Source organism: Reichenbachiella sp. (assembly GCF_965233835.1).
Lineage (GTDB): Bacteria > Bacteroidota > Bacteroidia > Cytophagales > Cyclobacteriaceae > Reichenbachiella.
Genome location: NZ_OZ247585.1, coordinates 2,112,612 through 2,132,892, shown reverse-complemented (window position 1 = coordinate 2,132,892; position 20,281 = coordinate 2,112,612). Strand labels below are relative to the sequence as shown.

At 41.4% G+C, this 20,281-nt stretch carries 12 protein-coding genes; 3 read left to right on the top strand and 9 right to left on the bottom strand.

All coding sequences use genetic code 11. From position 1 onward, the window contains the following. Positions 1-64: 64 nt before the first annotated feature. Both ACO6S2_RS09160 and ACO6S2_RS09155 read left to right on the top strand, forming a co-directional pair. Positions 65-1,324 carry a cation:proton antiporter gene (locus ACO6S2_RS09160; protein ID WP_422362197.1) on the top strand — a complete coding sequence of 420 codons (1,260 nt, stop codon included), beginning with the start codon at positions 65-67 and terminating at the stop codon, positions 1,322-1,324. Between the two features lie 191 nt (positions 1,325-1,515). After that, positions 1,516-4,746: a M43 family zinc metalloprotease gene (locus ACO6S2_RS09155; protein WP_422362196.1), complete on the top strand. Its 3,231-nt coding sequence runs from the start codon at positions 1,516-1,518 to the stop codon at positions 4,744-4,746. Between the two features lie 46 nt (positions 4,747-4,792). Here the strand turns inward: ACO6S2_RS09155 and manA are convergent, their stop codons facing one another. The 9 genes from manA to ACO6S2_RS09110 form a co-directional block, all read right to left on the bottom strand. Then, positions 4,793-5,989: a mannose-6-phosphate isomerase, class I gene (gene manA, locus ACO6S2_RS09150; protein ID WP_422362195.1), complete on the bottom strand. Its 1,197-nt coding sequence runs from the start codon at positions 5,987-5,989 to the stop codon at positions 4,793-4,795. Positions 5,990-6,088: 99 nt separating this feature from the next. Further along, positions 6,089-7,225 (bottom strand): DegT/DnrJ/EryC1/StrS family aminotransferase, encoded by a 1,137-nt coding sequence (locus tag ACO6S2_RS09145; protein WP_422362194.1) that lies wholly within the window; start codon positions 7,223-7,225, stop codon positions 6,089-6,091. Positions 7,226-7,278: 53 nt separating this feature from the next. Beyond that, positions 7,279-7,857 (bottom strand): sugar transferase, encoded by a 579-nt coding sequence (locus ACO6S2_RS09140; protein WP_422362193.1) that lies wholly within the window; start codon positions 7,855-7,857, stop codon positions 7,279-7,281. Between the two features lie 259 nt (positions 7,858-8,116). Beyond that, complete coding sequence (locus ACO6S2_RS09135) at positions 8,117-9,322, bottom strand: endo-1,3-alpha-glucanase family glycosylhydrolase (protein WP_422362192.1); 1,206 nt, start codon at positions 9,320-9,322, stop codon at positions 8,117-8,119. A 237-nt stretch (positions 9,323-9,559) separates the two neighbouring features. Beyond that, positions 9,560-12,133: a T9SS type A sorting domain-containing protein gene (locus ACO6S2_RS09130; protein ID WP_422362191.1), complete on the bottom strand. Its 2,574-nt coding sequence runs from the start codon at positions 12,131-12,133 to the stop codon at positions 9,560-9,562. Continuing rightward, positions 12,130-13,377: an MFS transporter gene (locus ACO6S2_RS09125; protein ID WP_422362190.1), complete on the bottom strand. Its 1,248-nt coding sequence runs from the start codon at positions 13,375-13,377 to the stop codon at positions 12,130-12,132. Before ACO6S2_RS09125 ends, ACO6S2_RS09130 begins: the two co-directional genes overlap by 4 nt. A gap of 65 nt (positions 13,378-13,442) precedes the next feature. Further along, positions 13,443-14,459: a hypothetical protein gene (locus tag ACO6S2_RS09120; RefSeq protein WP_422362189.1), complete on the bottom strand. Its 1,017-nt coding sequence runs from the start codon at positions 14,457-14,459 to the stop codon at positions 13,443-13,445. A 90-nt stretch (positions 14,460-14,549) separates the two neighbouring features. After that, positions 14,550-16,052 carry a RagB/SusD family nutrient uptake outer membrane protein gene (locus ACO6S2_RS09115; protein WP_422362188.1) on the bottom strand — a complete coding sequence of 501 codons (1,503 nt, stop codon included), beginning with the start codon at positions 16,050-16,052 and terminating at the stop codon, positions 14,550-14,552. Positions 16,053-16,064: 12 nt separating this feature from the next. Then, positions 16,065-19,160, bottom strand: coding sequence for a SusC/RagA family TonB-linked outer membrane protein (locus tag ACO6S2_RS09110; RefSeq protein ID WP_422362187.1), 3,096 nt, complete (start codon positions 19,158-19,160; stop codon positions 16,065-16,067). A 261-nt stretch (positions 19,161-19,421) separates the two neighbouring features. Between ACO6S2_RS09110 and ACO6S2_RS09105 the strand changes: the two genes are divergently transcribed. Next, complete coding sequence (locus ACO6S2_RS09105; protein WP_422362186.1) at positions 19,422-20,279, top strand: helix-turn-helix domain-containing protein; 858 nt, start codon at positions 19,422-19,424, stop codon at positions 20,277-20,279. The last annotated feature ends 2 nt before the right edge of the window (positions 20,280-20,281 follow it).

Below are 20,281 nucleotides of genomic sequence, written 5' to 3'. Positions count from 1 at the left end.
AAACAAGTAACTTAGTGCCTTGAAATTGCCCGTATTGTGGCTAATTTCCTTTAAAAAATGACCTATGCACATATTCGACATTATTGCCGTACTCATATTTTTCTCAGGTTTATTCATTTTTATCAACACCTTTTACCTGAAACTTCCTTCGTCCATTGGACTAAGTATTTTGGCCCTATTACTCTCCTTTATCGTTCTAATTTTTGGGATGGTTTTTCCTGAGTATCACTTAGCCGAACAGGTCAAGGCCTATGATATGGAAGACGTACTCGTACGGTTTGTTTTAAGTGTTATGCTTTTTGCCGGAGCGCTTAACATAGATTTTGGCAAACTGGGCGATCAGTTGATCCCTGTCATTGTATTGGCATTTTTTGGAGTACTTATTTCCACCTTTGTAATAGGCACTTTGATTTATTATTTGCTCGATTTCATGAACATTGAATTGAGCTATCTCGGCAGTTTGGTGTTTGGCGCACTCATTTCCTCCACAGACCCGGTGGCTATTACCAAGATTATTCATAGGCATAAGTTGTCCACTGAGTTGGAAAATAAAATTTCTGGAGAAGCATTGCTCAATGGTGGTATCGCCATCGTTTTGGCACTATTTTTTGTGAGTTTATTTAGAGAACAAGAGGTTTCCGGTAGTCTGAGCATTGGTAGTTCTATCTGGGTAATGCTTAGAGAATTGGGTGGTGGACTTATTGTCGGTTTGTTTTTTGGATGGTTGGGTTATCAGGCTCTGAAGTACATAGATAATGATGAGGCACAGGTCGAAGTATTGATCACCATGGCACTTGTGATGGTTGGCTCTTACACTGCCAATTATTTCAATGTATCCTCCATGCTGGTAGCAGTAATGTCCGGCTTGGTGATTAGAAACTCAGAAAAAAGTACAGACGGGGAAAGCGCAGTAGGCTACTACGTGTTTAAATTTTGGCAATTGATGGAAGAATCTTTAGCGGCCATGCTTTTCGTTCTCATTGGATTTGAAATGCTGGTGATTCCATTAAGATTAGACTTTTTTGCTGCTGGCTTTTTTGCTTTGAATATCGTATTGTTTGCCCGTTGGGTTAGTGTATTCCTTCCTATCAAATTATTATCGTCAAGCCATGCTTTCGATAAGGGAACTGTCTCCGTACTTTCCTGGGGTGCTCTGCGAGGAGGATTGCCTGTAGCGGTGTCATTATCGCTGTCTGGATTTCCGGGTCAGGAGATCATAGTTACCATGACTTATGTGGTGGTAGTTTGCTCAGTAATCTACCAGGGATTCACCCTAGGCCATGTGGTGAGATCTTATCAAAATCAACAACTGCAAGGCAGATAACATCAAGCTCAAAACATTCTTTGTTTTGCACTTGAAAATCAAAATTTTACTTCAACATTTAATTCATATACGGAATTTTATACCATTCTGCTAAGATTCTATTAGCAGTCGTTAATTTATTACTTGATACTACCTCAGATAGCATAGAATTTACGGTTTGTAAAAACTTTTTTTCATTAACCAACAAATCTATGAGAGGTATTTTATTCTTTATGATGGTCCTTATAGGATCAATTATTTTCAACCAGTCCTCCTTGATGGCACAACAGCCCGAAGGCATCGGCTGTGGTACTTCCAAGGCTATGGAAGAGCTCTATCGAGCCAGACCTGACGCTCAACAAAGGGCTCAGGAGTTCAACCAACTAACCAAATTTTTCAGTAAACAACAGTCGAATCAGCGAACAGCTGCCACCTCGTATACCATACCAGTGGTCTTTCATGTTTTCGGAACGGATTTCCTGGGGTCTTCCGTTACGCAGGCCATTATCGAAGATGCATTGCAAAAGACCAATGAAGACTTCAATGGCCTGAACAATGACTACGGTGATGTTTCCGCCTATTTCAGTGGTAGAAAAGCCACATTGGATATTGACTTTGCTTTGGCAAAAATTGATCCCAACGGAAACGCAACGACAGGTATTACCTGGAATCCAGTACGCTCAGGCTTCGGCAATGGAGGCGGCTATGACAGTCAAATCCAGCAATACGCCTGGGACAACAACAAATACATGAACATCTACATCATGCTGGACTTATATGATGACGGTTCGACTAACAACTCCGGCGTAGCCTGGTATCCCGATCAGTGGATGACAGACAACAATCTGGCACGTGTGGTATACAACGGCAGATATTTAGGCACCAATACCAGTGAGAATTTTAGAAGAGTATTGACCCATGAGTTTGGTCACTACCTCAATCTGGCACATACTTTTGACAACGGCTGTGCCGCTCCGGGAGACAATGTAAACGATACACCATCCACCACTTCTAATGCTGGAACGTGCAACTACACGATAGAAACCTGTTCGGGTGCCGGTCCTGCCAACGGTGAGAATTTTATGGATTATTCGGAGTGCTACAGAATGTTCACCCAAGGTCAGGTAGCCCGAATGGAAGCGGCACTGGGTCACTCTTCCCGCCAGCCCCTATGGCAACCTTCTAATCTGGCAGCTACAGGTGTAGACGGCATAGGTGCTCACCTACTTTTATCGTCCACTTCGTTTCAAGAAGAGTCAAGCAACAATGGTACTGTAAACGCTCAAGCTAATATTACAGCAGAAAACGGAGCTTCCTTTGCTACCACTGGTACCCTAACAGAAGGCGTACACTATACAACAGCTAATCTACCAGCCGGCCTGAGTATTTCTATTGATGTTAGTAATAGCACTTCAGCCACTTTCACCCTTACCGGTTCAGCAAACAGTCACAGCGAAGCCAACAGCCTCACCGATCTTTCAGTTACCTTTTTGAACCCTGCTATTTCCGGTGGTGCCGGTAGTTTGTTCAGTCCTACACTTACCATGGCTATCCAATTTATCGACCCTTATCAAATTGTATATGAGGACATGGCAGATGTATCAGCCAGTGCTTCCTCCACATGGACTCATTTTACGATTAACACCGGAGGACATGACTTTGGTGTTTGGTACGACAACGGAAAGCTTAGATTAGAAACCTACACTAAATCAATGATTTGTGAAGGAACTACACGAAACCTTTCGAAGTTGAACGCTGGAGATCCAATCAGTGCATCATCCAACTGGGTGGCCGGTGGTGCTTATCCAGATGAACATGATTTGCGCTCCAGCGAATACACCGTATGGGACGGCACTTCAGGATATATTGGCTTCCAAGTCACGAACAATCAAGGTTTGAATATTCATGGGTGGTTCAGAGTTACTGTTTCAGCCAATGGTGATTCATTTACTATTCACGACTATGCCTACAATGAGGACCCTTCAGGCACGATCAATGCAGGACAGACCACTGGCAACTCAGGAAACCCGCCGGTAGCGGCATTTTCTGCTTCAGTTACTACCGTTATTGAAGGTGAGTCGGTTACCTTCTCTGATGAATCCACAAATTCTCCAACAAACTGGAACTGGACATTTGAAGGAGGGTCTCCTGCAACCAGTACGGATCAATCCCCTGAAGTAACCTACCCTACTGCAGGTGTCTATGAAGTAACCCTGGAAGTATCAAATGCCAGCGGGAGTGATTTGATTACTCAATCAAATTATATTACCGTAAATGGATCTAACAATCCGGAATATTGCGCATCTGCTGGTAATAGAGTTTCCTACGAGTGGATCGCCAATGTATCGGTGGATAATTTTTCAAATTCATCAGATGCACAGACTTACTCGGATTTTACTAATCAAACCGTTTCGATAACCAAGAGTCAGAGTCATTCAATCTCTTTAACTCCTGGATTCTCCGGTTCAGCTTACAACGAATATTTCAGAGTCTGGATTGATTACAATCAAGATGGTGACTTTGAAGATGCTGGTGAATTGGCCTTTGATGCTGGTTCGGCTTCAAACTCTACCGTAAATGGGTATATCACCCCTCCTGGCTCAGCTTTGATAGGAAGCACACGAATGCGCGTTTCTATGAAATACAACTCTGCACCAACTTTCTGCGGAGATCAAGGTGATGCTGAGGTAGAAGATTATACGGTTAGTATCAGTGATGACACCACCAATCCTCCAGCAGACTATTGCACCGTAAACAACGGCGCACCTAGCGGTCAATATATCAAAAGAGTGGAAATAGGAGCTATTGATAATAGTACTACGTATGTATCTGGCGGATATTCGGATTTCACTTCACAAAGCACAACGCTATCGGGTGGCCAATCCACGTCCATCACAGTGACCCCTCACACAACGTGGAGCGGCACTGCTGCCAAAGCCTGGATCGACTGGAATCAGGATGGTGACTTCGACGATGCGAATGAAGAAGTGCTATCTGGCTCTGGAACCGGAGGAAGCTACAGTGCCAACTTCAACGTACCAGTTTCTGCCACTAATGGTTCTACAAGGCTTCGCGTAAGGGCGTTATATGGAGGCACTGTAAATGCTTGTGGAGATGAATACTTTAGTGAAGTAGAAGATTATGCTATCCAAGTCATAGGAGGTGCCGCAGGACCAACTGAACCGCAAGGTGTCTATGGGAGTGTGAAAATCTATCCTAACCCGTTCAAGGATTTCATTCAACTGGATCTAACGGATTTCGTGGCCGAAGAAGTGGAAGTCACATTATTTGATCTCACTGGTGCTATTAAGTTTCATGAATTGATTTCTTCGAGAGAAAGTAGATTAAATCTAGGAGCAAACCTGGAAGGTGGATTCTATGTTCTCCAAATCAAAACTGATCAACTGCGTCAAGCCTTTCGCGTGGTTAAATCGGATCAATAAGTCAAATAGGAAAGCCGGCATTATCGGCTTTCCTTTCTTGATATCTTTAGGGAGCTGTTGCCTTATATAAAACTGCGTTACTCGCGGCTTTAATTTCATATTGAGCCTCCGCTGCAATAAACACTGATTCTCCTCTTGCTCGACGAAGTTCCTTATTCGATTCAATCATAGTGACCTCTCCGTCTAGTACAATAAGAATTTCAGCCGTTCCAGATAAGTGACTATAAACATCTCCAGTGGTTAACTCAATTTTACTTAGCTCAAAATCTGGTGCCGGACTCTTGTAAATCTTTTCCTTTCCATCTGCCTGTAATTCACCCTTCATAATATTTGGATGCGTCTCTTCGAAGGCGACGTGCTTGAGCAACTCCGGTACATCGACATGCTTTGGTGTGAGCCCCCCTCTGAGTACATTGTCAGAATTTGCCATGAGTTCCATATTTTGCCCTTCCATGTAGGCATGTGGAATTCCAGCATCCTGAAAAACAGCCTCTCCAGGATTTACTTTAATAATATTGAAAAAGTAGATTGAATAAATGCCTTTGTCCAGCTTCCCATCTTGACAGAAAGTTTTATAGGCCTTAGCCGCCCAATAATCAGGTGAAGCTTTGTCCAATTTGCCAGATTCATACAACGGCAATACTCTTTCAATCAATGGTCTTAGCGTATTTTCTGTTCCCTTTTCAGATTCTTCCATTACCGATTGATATAAGCCTTTGTATCCATCTTTTTCAAAAGTTGAAACAAGTCTCTTTAGCTCTACAGTATTTGTAAGTATCTCTTTGAGTTTAGCCTCAGGCAAGAAACCATGCAATAACCAGAACTCGCTGAGTGCCACCATGATCTCAGGCTTGTGGTTATCGTCTTTATAGTTTCTATGTGGAGCAGTGATTGGAATTTTTAATTCATTCTCTTTGGCAAACCCTATTTCCGCCTCTACTTTAGTCGGATGTACCTGAATAGAAAGCATATCATTCACATCCAAAACCTTAAACAGAAATGGCAATCTGCCGAACTTTGATTCTATTTTAGCTCCTAAAATTTCTTTAGGACAGTCCTGAATAAATTCACTCAGGCTTGTATTTGTACTGGTCAAAACCGCAGGTGCATTAACATGTGCACCTAACCAGTATTCAGCATAAGGTTTTTCCTTAGCGCTAATACTTAAAAGGTCGGGGATGTAACAATTTCCGCCCCAGGCATAATTTTGGACTTTCCCTTGTATTGAGAATAATTTTGGCATTGTCAATTAATAAATAAAACTCAAATATTTTCAGTGAGTAAAGTAAATTCAATTTTTAGTAGCAGGCGCAGTCAACTTGCGGATCAGTCAATATTTTTTTCAAAACAGACACGCCTGCTCTATCCCTCTTACTACACGCTCCAAGTCAGACTGTGTCAGATTACTGCCAGATGGTAGACAAAGCCCTTTTTCAAAAAGCAAATCTGAATACCTATCACCATAATATGGATAGCCTTTAAAGACAGGTTGTAGGTGCATTGGTTTCCATAAGGGTCTGGCCTCAATATTTTCTTCTTCAAGCGCCCTACAAATTTCATCACGAGTCAGTCCGTTTAGTTGTTCGGAGTCAACCAAGAGTGTAGTCAACCAGTAATTGGAATGATATACCTCTCCTGGCTCTGTTAAAAATGATAGGCCAGCTCTCTCTCCCAATTGTAAACGGTAAAATTCATTCACTTTTCTCCTCTTCTTCACTCTCTCTTCGAGCACTTTCATTTGTCCTCTCCCAATCCCTGCCGAAATATTACTCAGACGATAGTTGTATCCAACTTGTGTGTGCTCATAGTGTGGTGCTTGATCTCTTGCTTGTGTTGCTAAAAAAACCGCTTGATCGATCCACGATTTGTTTTTAGATATTAAGGCACCTCCCCCTGAAGTGGTAATGATTTTGTTCCCGTTGAATGAAAAAATCCCCATATCACCTAAAGTACCCAGCATCCGTCCCTTGTATTTACTACCCAGTGCCTCGGCTGCATCTTCTATTACGGGTATTTCATATTTTCTAGCAATGGACATCAATTCATCCATCTTCGCTGGCATTCCATACAAATGAACAATTATGATTGCCTTAGGCCTTTTTCCTGTCTTAATCCGATCTTTTATGGCTTGCTCCAAAAAATGTGGTGACATATTCCAGGTATCAGATTCACTTTCAACCAAGATTGGTTTGGCATTTTGGTACAAAATGGGATGAATAGTTGCGGAAAAAGTAAATGTAGAAGCCAGTACTTCATCACCTTGCTGCACGCCCAATAGAATTAACGCTAAATGCAGCGCACTCGTACCAGACGATAACACTGCACCGTAGGGACTGCCAGTATAGTTACAAATATCTCTTTCAAACCCATCAACATGGGGCCCTAATGGAGCCACCCAATTAGAATCAAAAGCTTCTTGAACAAATTTTTGCTCTTCTCCTCCCATATGAGGCGAGGACAAATAAATTCGGTTTTTCATAATATTGGTCAAGACGTTGCTTTACTAAGATATCCTTACCGTGCCTGTGCCTATCAGTTGCCTTTAAACTTTTGCATGGTCACGGTAGACTTTGGAGAGACCCCTTGTCTGCTTAATACTCTAATCAAGGTCAAAATAAAAATTTTAGAATCCAACCAGAAAGAAACATTATCCACATACCATACATCCAAATCGAATCTTTTTTGCCAAGAAATTTCATTTCTCCCGTTTATTTGTGCCCAACCAGTCATGCCCGGTCTCATTTCATGTCTACGCGACTGAGTTTCATTATACAGTGGCAGATATTCTACTAATAGCGGACGAGGGCCTACCAAACTCATTTGTCCAAGTACTACATGTATAATCTGGGGCAATTCGTCAAGTGAGAAAATCCTGATATATCTTCCCAAAACAAATATTCTCTCCTGATCAGGCAATAGAGAACCATCAACACTTTTATTGTCATTCATGGTTCGAAATTTTACAAGTTTAATAAACTGACCATGTATCCCAGGCCTGACTTGCACAAAAAACGGGCGAAAATTGGTAGGGATAAGCAATACCATAAACAAGACAATAATGACCGGAAGGAACAGCATGAGCAAAACAAGCCCTAGCATTAAGTCGATCATTCGTTTACCAAACCTTCTATACATTCTCAGAAACAAGATTCCCTAAAAATTTCATCACTGGTGTGCCCTGCTTTAACTCTCAGCTCCCACTTGCAATAAAACTTAAACAAACCTATGTTTTCTATTTGAGATCTAAATCAATTTTATCAAATGATTTGAAGTATTGCTTAGCGCATTGGGTCTGAATAAATAGTCTGTCGTAAAGAGTACTCTTTTTATTATTCATTTGGACATTAAATCTCGACTACCAACTAAACATTCAAAGAGCCTCTTGAATAATTTTGTTGGCTTCCTCATACTCCCGATTTAAAAATTGCTTAATAGCCTGGTTTACGCTCTTGTCATCCATTTCCGTTTTGTTCTCCATCAGCTTCAGCACTTTGTAGATAGAAACGGCAACTTCGTACTTAAATGTATCACCACTCCTCTCTTCTCCTTTGAGTTTCAAAATATTAGATTCGGTCTGAACTAAGTTTTGAAATCCATATTCTACACTTGGTTCTATCTCCGTTCCTTCATTCCAGTCGTTCCAGGTTTCGACCATAACATACTTCATGGGTACCTCTCCTTGATACTTATGGATATAATTCCATGTAGAATCATAGGTAGCTCCACCGCTTCGAGATATGAGTCTATCGCCTCCCCATGAAGTATTTTTTCTATCATCAAATCCTGGCCATACGCCCCCTCCACTAAATGAATAAGGTTTATTTTCAAATTGATTGATTTGTTTATAAAAATATTCCAAATAGGGTTTGCCCCAATTCGAGCCATCCTCCATCCATTCACCTCCAGGCTGAACCCAAGGGTAAAATGCATCTACGTAATCTTGTGTGTTTTCACCTTCACCGAAGGTATTCCATATCAATATTGATTGATCTTTGCCAAAAACAGAATCTAAAGACTGGTCTAATCCCTTGGCCGTAATAAACTTGTTTGGATAATCAAATGAATAGAAAACTGGCTTATTGCCGTATCTAAGGTAATGTTTATTCCCATCGATGTAGTTTGCTTTGAACTGTGTCAATTTAAATAAAGTGGTATCCAATGGTGCCTCCAAATCAAAGCCCTGATCATCAAAACTCACTGCAAATTTGAAATCAAAAGCACCTTCATTCAAGCTATCTAACTCCTTTATGGCCAACAGGACGCGCTCCATTCCCATCCGATCGTATTCGTCCTTCACGTTTACTACCACCCCGTCTATGCCAGCACTTTTGGCTAACAAAAGGTGGTAATATAAAGTTGACTTATTGTGAGAATCGTATAATCCAATGGTCGGAGTATTGGCATGTCCAAACTGCCAATGTCTTAGGGAATCTTCACCAGCACCTTCATCACCATACCAACTCATATAGTGAATCAAGACTTCAGGTACCCCTTTAACAATCTCATTTTGTTTTGATTGACAGGATATTACCCAAAATGCCAGGAAAACGAATCCAATACAATTGTATACTTTCATACTTTGAAAATTAAAACTACTTAGGTCGATCTAAATCTTTATGATAGTCCTATCCACTGACCCTCACGGCATGATACCCTTCAGGTTGTTTTGTTGTTGTTGTGAATTGGTATAGCACTTCCACTTTCCTGTTTAAAATTTACTAGTGTAACTTATTTAACCCAAAACTATCACACCACCCATTAAATAGTAAAGTAAAAACAGAAGCCTAAATCAAACCTAAGTAGTTAGTCCTTTTTACTTGATAATAACCTTTCTATAGGTAACCTGAGAAATGGTCTCTACCTGAATAATATACAGCCCGGAGCGTCCATTTGCTTCCCACTGAAACTGATGAGAACCCTTGCTCAATTTTTCATCAACTATTTGATTGATCAGCTCTCCTCCTGTATTGAACACCTGAATAGAAACTTGCTCAGGCTTTGTAAGTGACAAACTCAAATTTGTTGTGCTGGTCGCTGGATTTGGATACACATCGAACCCAACTTCAACAATCCCTTCAATTCCGCCTAAGGTAGTTCCCTGATTGATAATCTCATTGGACAATTCAATAGATCCTGCGGCATCCTTTTCAACAAATTTGGCAATGGCTTGTTCTAACTTTGGGTAATACACGTCGTAATCCCTTGCCTCGGTCTCAATAAGCTGAGCCGCTTGATAAATCTTGGTAGAAGCCGAGTATAAATCGTCATTGACCACAATTTCAGTATCCTTGAAAGTTGCGATATTTTCGGCTGTCTTAGTCATGTAGGTGAAGCCGTGCTCTTTACTTGGCTCCAACTCAGTTCCTTCATTCCAATCATTCCAGGTTTCAAGTATGATCCAGTTGAGCGGAACGTCATCACTGAAATCATGCACCAGATCCCAGGTTTTCTGATAAGTTTCTCCATCAGCTCTATCTATCCACCGGTCTTGACCCCAGCTCGCTTTTCGATCATCAAATCCAGGCCATACAGCACCTGTCGCAAATACAATATCCTCTCTTATCTTCAAAGTACGGTAATACCAGTCCAAGTAGTCTTCCCCCCAAATGGCACCCTCAGCATCAAAACCTTGGACCCATGGATAATAAGATTCTATGGCCTCTTTGCTGGCATCAAAATCTATTTCGTTTCTTAAGAGTATAGGCGCGTCCTCGGTAAATACTGTAGATACAGCATCTCTGTAGTCGTCAGAAGTTAAAAAACCATCATAGTTCCACACAAAAATGACAGGCTCATCATTTTTGTACATATAATTATCTGTTTTTGCTATGATATCATTTTTGAGTGTGGTCAGCTCTTCCTCTACCGAAGCTTTTGTCATGTCTTGATCATCGTAGCTTACGGCTATGGTATAATCGAAATCAGATTTAACATCTACAATTCGCTGCAAAGACGGCAGCACTTTTTTCAATGATTCTTCGTCATATTCGGTTCTTACGTTAACTACCATCCCATCTACTCCTACAGCAGATGAAAGTAGAATATGGTAGAGATGTGTAGACCAACTTTGAGAATTGTAATGTCCTATTATTGGCTCTTGCGCTGAACCATCCTTCCAATGGTTGCCATCTTTGCCCTCACTAAACCATCCCAAATAGTGCATGTACACCCGCTTGGTATCATCATTTTGTACTGGTTCTACAGGCTCTGGAGCCAGTGCATCATCAATTATCTTATCTAGTTCAGTGATTGCGGCAGCTCCATCGTTGTCAATAAAGTACTGAATGGCATTTTCCAAAACCGGATAGTAAAGGTCATAATCGCGATCCTCAGACTCTATGAGTGTCGCAGCTTCATACACCTTGGTAGAGGCAGACAGCAGATCATCATCCAGGGTAGATGTTGTGCCCTTAAACTCAGCGATGTTGGTAGCCGTTTTGTTTACATAGGTAAATCCATGTTCTATACTCGGCTCCAATTCCGTCCCTTCGTTCCAATCATTCCAAGTTTGAAGAATTACCCAATCAACGGATTTGGCATGCACAATATCCCATACACTTTCATAAGTAGCACCACCGTCTCTGTCTATCCATCTATTCTGACCCCAGCTGACATCACGGTCGTCAAAACCTGGCCAAACTCCCCCTGTAGAAAAGTCCACTTCATCAGCAGTAATTTTATCAGCAATGGTATTGTAATACCAGTTTAGATAACCTTCACCCCACTCTGAGCCATCTTCAGCATAGCCTTGCACCCATGGATAAAATGAATTTATTGACCCTACTGTAGCATCGAAATCAATTTCATTTCTTAAAAGAATTGGGGCACCTTCCGTAAAAACAGTTGAAACTGCCGTTCGATAATTATCCGAAGTAAGAAACCCAGCGTAATCCCAAACAAAAATTACTGGCTCTCCATCTTTGTATAAATAGTTATCTGTGGAAGCAATAATATCATCTTTCAAGGTTGTCAGCTCAGTTTCAACCGCTTCTTGGGTCATGTCCTGATCATCATAACTTACGGCTACCTTATAATCGAAAGTATTGTCAATATCGGTAATCCTCTTGAGCGAAGGTAAAACCGCTTTCAAACTGTTTTCGTCATATTCAGTTCTTACATTAACCACCAGTCCATCTACCCCACATGCTTTGGATAGCAAGATTTGATAGAGGTGCGTGGCCCAAGACTGTGAATCGTAGTAACCAATGAGCGGCTCTCTCGTCGTTCCATCCGCCCAATGGTTGCCTGTACTTGTTTTTCCAAACCAGCCCATATAGTGCATATAGACTTTGTTATTATTTTCAACCACTGGTTCACTGGCCCGAACCGGCAGAAAACTGAAAACCAACGAAAATAAAAATAGACTTATGTGTAGTGCTTTTTTCATGCTTTTTCATGTTTAGATTCTTGAATAATTTTTCTAGCTAATGGAATAGATAACATTTGAATGATACCAATGACCACGAGCGAATAGCGAATCGCAAAAGATTCGGATATGTAATAATCGAGAACGATAAACAGGGAAAGGCCTAGGAATCTTCCCACATATAGACCGAACTCGTGATTGACTATATAGGAGAATTCACTCCGCTTCGTCAAATCACTCAGGTAGTTGATCACTTTCATCTGAATGGGGAAATAAGCAATATCATGCAAGGGCTGATAAAGTACCTTACACATGATAAACACTATAACTCCTAAAGATGAAAATAAAAGGCCATGCGTCAATGCTCCAATAAAAAAGATGACATAGCCTAAAGAAAATATATAAATACGATGCTTCGGTTTGCTTACCCTGCCCAAGACGTACAATACAATGGCGGTAATAATTCCACTCACACTTTGCACAGATGACAAGGTTCCTTCATCCCCTACCAGCCTTAAGATCAAAATAGCTGGCACGGTAACAAGGTATCCTTGAGTCAGCCCCTTGAGAGATGAAAGCACCAACAGCTTCCTCCACAGTTTATCAAAGCTGAAATAGAGAATCCGATCCACCTTAGGATTCTTAAAGGTTCCTCGATGAATTACAATACTCGAAAGCACTGTTAGCAGAAATACCGCAACGGTAATCACCCGATATACTGCGGTAGGATCGCCTTCAAAAAATTGATAATTGGAAGTGAGTACAAAAAGAAAGCCTATGACCGCCGGGACTGCGATGCCCGTGATGGTGTAGAAAAAAGTCTCTAATCCATAGTAGTAGTTTCTATTATTATCCTCGGTGGTTTCAATGGCCAGAAAATCGCGATTTGACCAAAAGAAACCATAAGAAATACCCATAAGCAATCCTGAGACACCTACTTCTACAAAGGTGATATCCTTGAGAAACATCATGGCAGAAATCGATATACCACTTAGCATCATCCCTAAACTGTACAAGCCTTTGACGCTAAATTTCCTCAGCAGATAACCGTTGAGTACAAAGGTGATTGGAATGCCGGTAAAAACTGTGAGTTGATACAGAATCACAGCGCTGGAACTATCCAAACTCCTCATGATGTAGGCACTCACGAAAATTTCTATGACAGGAAGCACAAGTGCATAAATCATGTTGGTCATCAACAAAATGCGCATATCCCTCGGCATCTCATTAAAATATCGGATTTCTCCTTTTATCTTCTGAATCATATTTTTCTCGTTTTTGCTGCAATAAAGACCGATCGACAGTGCCCAACCGACCGGTCTAATAATAATTAACCTTTATTGTCAAAAAGATGGTCAACCAGATCGTCCACCTTGACTGTGGCCAATCCAATGCTGGTATCGCAACATCCATAGTAGATATACCCAATACCATCCTTTTCAACTATACTGGTTGGAAACACCACATTGGGTATCACCAAACCACATTTCTCATAATACTCAGTTGGCTCCATGATATGGTTAGTACTTCTGGCAATGACTTTAGTTGGATCTTCAAGGTCCAAGATCATTCCTCCTACACGATAGACAATATTCTCGTCTACCCCGTGATATAGCACCAACCAACCACGACTGGTTTTAATTGGATTGCAAGCTGCTCCAATTTTCCCGCCTTCCCACGCCTCTTTAGCTGTGGCTAACAATACAGGCTTACTCCAGTCCATTAAATCATCAGAAAACGTAATCCACATACCAGGCTGACTCGTACCATAGTCTCCTCCTACAAAGTCCATTGGTCTTCTAAGCAAGCAGAATTTGCCATTGATTTTTTCTGGAAACAAGGCATGATCTCGATCGTCTATATTCTCTGGTGAGGTAAAACATAAATGCTCCCAATTGAGACCATCTTTTGAAGTAGCCAATCCAGATCTGGTAATCATTGGATACTCACATTTTTCCCAATTCTTGTATTTTGATGTATCATAAAACGGAACACCTTCTCCAGTCGGAAAACAATCAAACCCATAGGGCTGGAAAGCATAGTTCATGTAAAAGGTATCGTCGATTTTTACGACCCGAGCATCTTGCACACTTCCTTCCGGATACCCGAGCATCTCTGAAGTAAAAACCGGTTGATCTCCAACTGGGGTGAAGTTCTTTCCATCCTTACTTTCGAACAAACCGATAGCTGTCCTAAAAGGACTCAAGGTAGCAGCGGCACGATCATAAAGTAGAAATTTACCCTTGTCATATACCGCTCCAGGGTTGAATGTGACTACTTTTCTAAAATCTTCACCACCTGGAATAATGATGGGGTTTTTTTCATATTTTTCGATCATTACTGACATATTCTGTTTTTAGTTTCTTTTGATTTGACACTACTCCTCCTGCACACTCTATGTATTAGGTGTCCAATGATGCTCAGATGTAGGTCTAAATTATTTGGCTAGGTTTGGGTTTTTCAATACTTCCGCTTCAGGAATTGGCGCATAAAAATTATCTGAATTAACTGATCCTATAATCTTTACTGCTTCCGTTGCGTCTCGTTTATTGATCACCTCCTGAACTTTTTCCGTTCTCAATAGATCATACCATCGCTGTCCTTCTCCGGCCAATTCCCATCCCCTTTCGGCAATGACTGAGTCCACAAAATCTGCAGTACTTAGTCCTGTAGCTAAATCAGGCAGACCTGCTCGATTTCGTACCTGGTTGACCGCATCATAAGCCTCAGCATCTACACCTGTGGCTTGCGCTTTAGCCTCCGCAAAGGTCAATAGTACATCGGCGTATCGGATGAGCGCGTAAGCAGCCGCGGTATGAAAATTGTTTACCCAAGGTTCTGCTTCATCCACTGCACCATCCCGAAACTTCGCATAGTATGGATGACGCGCATCGCTGTCTTCAAAATTGACAGTTCCACCGTCCGATGTATGAAATACGGTATGAAACGTAGCATCTTTTCTTGGCCCCGCCGGAAACTCGTTGTAGAAAGTTAACTCACAGAAGAAGTCTTCCCAGCCATTTTCTTCTTTAGGCATTGAAGCCGTACCAATCAGGTGATTGGCATGAGCGCCGTCTCCTGTATTTCTATCATATTGAATAGAAAACACTGACTCTTCACTATTGTCATTTTCTCGTTTCCAGATCATATCATAGCTTGGCAGCAAATCATAGCCCCAGGTCCCTTTCTGATCGATCACCTCCTTAGCTTTACTAGCTGCCAAAGCATAAGACGCCTGATCCTTCAGTGGCCAACCGGCCTTGGTAAGAAGCACTTTAGCCAATAATGCTTTGGCTGCACCTTTTTTAGGTCGGCCTACTTCTGCCTGAGTATTTGGTAGCAAAATTTCAGCCTCTTCTAAATCCAGAATGATTTGATCATATACTTCACTCACTTCTGACAGACCAAGGTCTAAAGGAGCGTCCGGTGTAGTGTACATAGGTATAGATCCCCAACTTCGTACCAAGTAGAAATAACTCAAAGCACGAATAAAATAAGCCTGACCTACCAAATTATCTACATCGGATTGCTCAGCTTGTGTATGAACAGCATATCCAATCACAGCATTCGCATTAAGGATGGCGCGATAGCAACCTTTGTACAAGTTGGACATCCAAATGTTGCTAGCAGATTTGCTAAACGAATCAAACTCTCGAAAAGGCTCTTTGTTTCCGCCTGCGATTGTTGTTAAATCATCTGCTCCATACATGGTCGTCATATATTGACTTGTGGCAAAACCTTCAGCCCAACTTCCATCTCCTCTGATAGCCGCATACATCGCAATGGCCGTAGCGTTAAGATTTGAAATGTCTTTGTAGGCTACCTCGGGATCATTGAGCCTGCCGTAAGAATTTTCTTCCAGCTCAGTGCAGGATCCGATCACAAAACACAGACCAATAAAAAGAATGTAGTAAGTAAATATTTGCATATAATTTTTCATGTGCTCTGAATTTTAGAAACCAATTTTTAAACCTGCAATGAATGTTTTAGGGCTTGGGTAAGCGCCTGTATCTATATTTTGATCAACATCAGTGTTCGACCCTCCTCCTACAGTATTACCTGCAGACGAAGCTTCCGGATCATATCCCGTATAATCTGTTAACGTCCAAATATTATCAGCGCTCACATACACCTGCAGTCGAGAGAATGCTGACAAGAAACCACTCGAATTTGTGGTTGGGATGTTATAGGCAACAGTCACGTTTCTCAGTCTCAGATAGCTAGCATCCTGCAGCCATCGACTGCTGTTAGAGAAAAGTTGTGAGCTTGTACTAAAAGCTGGAACATCAGAGTTTTCATCAGTCGGCGTCCATCGGTCGTAGTGATCTGGGCTGGTAAATGCCTGACTCTGACCAAACAAGCCTACAGACTTTTGATACATCCCATTATAAACCTGTCCTCCTTTTACACCTTGCATCAAGATGCTCACGTCAAAATTCTTGATTTTGAATGTATTACTAAATCCATAAATAAAATCAGGTTGTGCACTTCCCAACACCTGTAGGTCCTCTGAATCTATCAGGTTATCACCATTTAAGTCGTTGTACTTAGCATCTCCTGGGACATTTCCATACAATGCTGCCTGATCTCGTTCTGCACTGGTCCACACCCCCTCGTACTTGTATCCATAAAAGGTACCCAACGACTCACCTTCCTTTATGATATTAAGAGGTGCATCAGCATCGGCATATCTGGTTGTAGGGAATATTTCCGTTTCCTCTCCCAGGTCGATCACTTCATTTTTGTTAATTGATAAGTTGACTGATAGGTCCCATTGCAACCAAGACTTATTGATCGGCGTCGTGCTCAAAACAACCTCAACTCCACGGTTGGATACTTCACCAATATTGGAGACAATTGTTCCATTACCGGCATAAAACGGTAGTTGATAATTGAGAAGCAAATCGCTTGTAGTCTTGGAATAGTAATCAAACTCCAACTGTACTCTATCAGACCAAAACCCCATCTCTATTCCTGCATCAAACTGCTTTGTAGTTTCCCACTTGAGTGCAGAATTACCCGGAGATCCAATACCTAGCCCAGTTACACTTTCAGCGAATGGCCCTCCTGGTGAGTAATCAACCGTAGGGTTCTGAACGAAGTATGGTAAGGTAGCGTACGATCCTACACCTTGATTACCAGTGAGTCCGTAACTTGCCCGTAGTTTTAGTGTACTAAAAACATCCAAATCCCGCACAAAATTTTCATCTCCCAAATGCCATGCTAGTGCGGCTGAGGGAAAAACACTGTACTGATTATCTCCAACAAATTTTGAAGACCCATCTCTTCTCACCGTAGCCGTAAGCATGTATTTGCCTGCTAAGGAATAATGAAGTCTGAAAGCCACTGAACTCAGGTACTCGTCATAATAATAAGACGAGGCACGCTGTGTTCCACTGAGAGCTAGATTATAATAACCCAAAGTAGGTGAATTAAGGTCACTGGCTTCAGCATAAGAACCTTCGTCCTTGAACGAAGTACCTTCATAAATTCCTGTTAACGTAAAAGCATGCTGTCCAAAGGATTTTTTGTAATTCGCAATAGCGCTGTATTGGCTACGGGTTTTTCTAAAGGTATTGACTCCTGCTCTGGTAATTCCACCAGGCCCTTCGAGCAAATAGTTATCATTGAAATAGCTGTGTGTAGTACTTCTAATGTCTACAGCACCGGAAAGCTTCACACTCAAATCCGGAATAATAGTGTAGGTCAAAACACCCGATGGAATATAATTATCTGTAACCACGTCTGAATTTTGTGTCATTTGAAGCCCAACAGGGTTCCCAGTTACAGCACCGTAGGATGGCGTATTGTTGTAAAATTCATTATTGTCGTCCCAAACAGCTTCTGTTGCAACCCATTGTGGCATTCTTCCTATGGCTCCGTACTGCGACCCTACATCATTATTGTTTCTTCCCTTTTGTCTACTTCCTAGAATATTGAGGCTGAGGTCCCATTTTTCAGACAATTCTATATCAATCTTGGATTTAAGATTGTAACGTTCGTACCCGGTATTGATCAGGATACCCTCCTGATCGAGATAAGAGGCTGACAGATAATAGGAGACATTGTCGTTCCCTCCCTGCACGGACAGCTCGTAGTTTTGTGCATGGGCCGTTCTGAAAAGCTCATCTTGCCAATCTGTTCCTCCATTTGTATAGAAACCTTCAATTTCATCATCCGAAAAAGGTGATTGATAAGGAAAGGCCGGATCATAATATATCTCTCTGTCGTACTCATTGTACAATTCGGCAAATTGGCCTGCTGACAAATAATCTATCTCTTTTGGAAGGGTCGATACACTGTAAAAAGAATGGAATTGCACCAATGTTCGTCCGGAATTACCTGATTTGGTAGTAATCAACACCACTCCGTTAGCTCCTCTAGATCCATAAATGGCTGTCGCTGAGGCATCCTTGAGCACTTCCATAGACTGAATGTCGCTTGGATTGATCATTTGCATATCCGCTCCTATCACACCATCTATTACTATCAACGGCTGGTTGTTTCCGGTAATCGAATTGGCTCCCCTGATCCTAATTTTTGTGTTTCCTCCAGGTGCACCAGAATTCGCAGCTACCTGAACACCTGCTGCCCGACCAGCAAGTATATGATCGGCTCTGACAATCGGTTGATTTTCAAAACTAGAACCTGAAATAGACGAAACTGACCCAGTCAAATCACTTCTCTTCTGTGTGCCATAACCAATGACTATGACCTCTGATAACACATCTGTGTCTTCCTTTAAGGTCACATTAAATACCGATGAAGACTTTGCGTCCAGCTGCTGCTTTTCAAATCCTATCATTGAGAAAGTAATTGTAGTAGCTGTCTCAGGAATAGTAAGTCTAAACCTCCCATCTACGTCAGTCACAGTTCCTATATTAGTATCTGAAACTTGCACATGTGCGCCCACCAGTGATGATCCATCCTCTGTGATAACCTGCCCCGAAATATCTCGACTTGCAGCATCCTGCCCAAAAGACTGGTTGCTTATGAGCAAGAGAAACATTAAAATGTTAATTTTATTAATCAGTAATATTTGTTTCATATATCATGCTTTAATGCTTGTATGCCTTTACTAAGGTTAGGCATAGAAGCTACAGGGTTACCGGCCTTCCTACAGCTTCGTGTTTTGTTTGAGTCGTATTTAATCGAATACATAGCAAATCTACTTGGTACAACTCCCTTCAATTGGTACTTTTACGTCAAAAATTAATACTTTAAAGAAACGATGAGGATTTGATAATAGAAATCCTTAGGTAGGTTATAAAATTTTGGTATTGTTCTGTGGTTAGGATTTAAAAGATACATGAAAAGACTTAAAAGAGAGCTCCCACCGATCGGTGACAACTCGTGTTTCACCATTCAAAATCATTTTGATGCCAAATTTGATTACCCAATACATTTCCATCCCGAATACGAAATTAATGTGGTATTGCATACTGATGGAACCCGAATCATTGGTGACTTAAAAGAAGATTTTAGAAACAATGATATTGCACTAGTAGGCCCCAACCTTCTTCATGCTTGGCGAAGTGAAAAGGAAAAGGGGGTACGTGTAATTACCATTCAGTTTTCGAATGAGTTGTTTGAGTTGAACCTACTCAACAAAGAAGGGATGCAGTCGATTGCCAAATTGCTCAATGACTCGAGAAAGGGGGTTGTACTCAATCCAATCAACTTCTCAACGATCAAAGAAAAAATATTAGGACTTATAGACTTGCAAGGATTTCATGGGTTTATCGCTTTTCTTGAGTTGCTTCATACCATGTCCGAGTCTGACTATCGTCTGGCTCATTCGAGCATACCCTACTTTTCTGATTTCGAAAACTCGGTAGACAACCGTATTGAAAAAGTATGCAACTACATTGGGCAAAACTTCAATAGGAAGATAACCATGGAAGAAGTTGCCGACGTGGTGAGTATGTCAGCTTCTGCATTTAGCCATTATTTCAAACGCTACACGTATCGGTCTTTTACTGAATACCTACTAGACATCAGAATCAAGAAGGCCAGCCAATTGCTAATCGAATCTGATACGCCTATTTCTATTATTCACTCAAAGTCAGGATTTAACAACGCTTCGAACTTCAACCGACTCTTCAAAAAATCGAAGCTCTTAACCCCAAGAGCCTATCGTCAAAAATTTAGCGTAAAAATGGCTTAGAA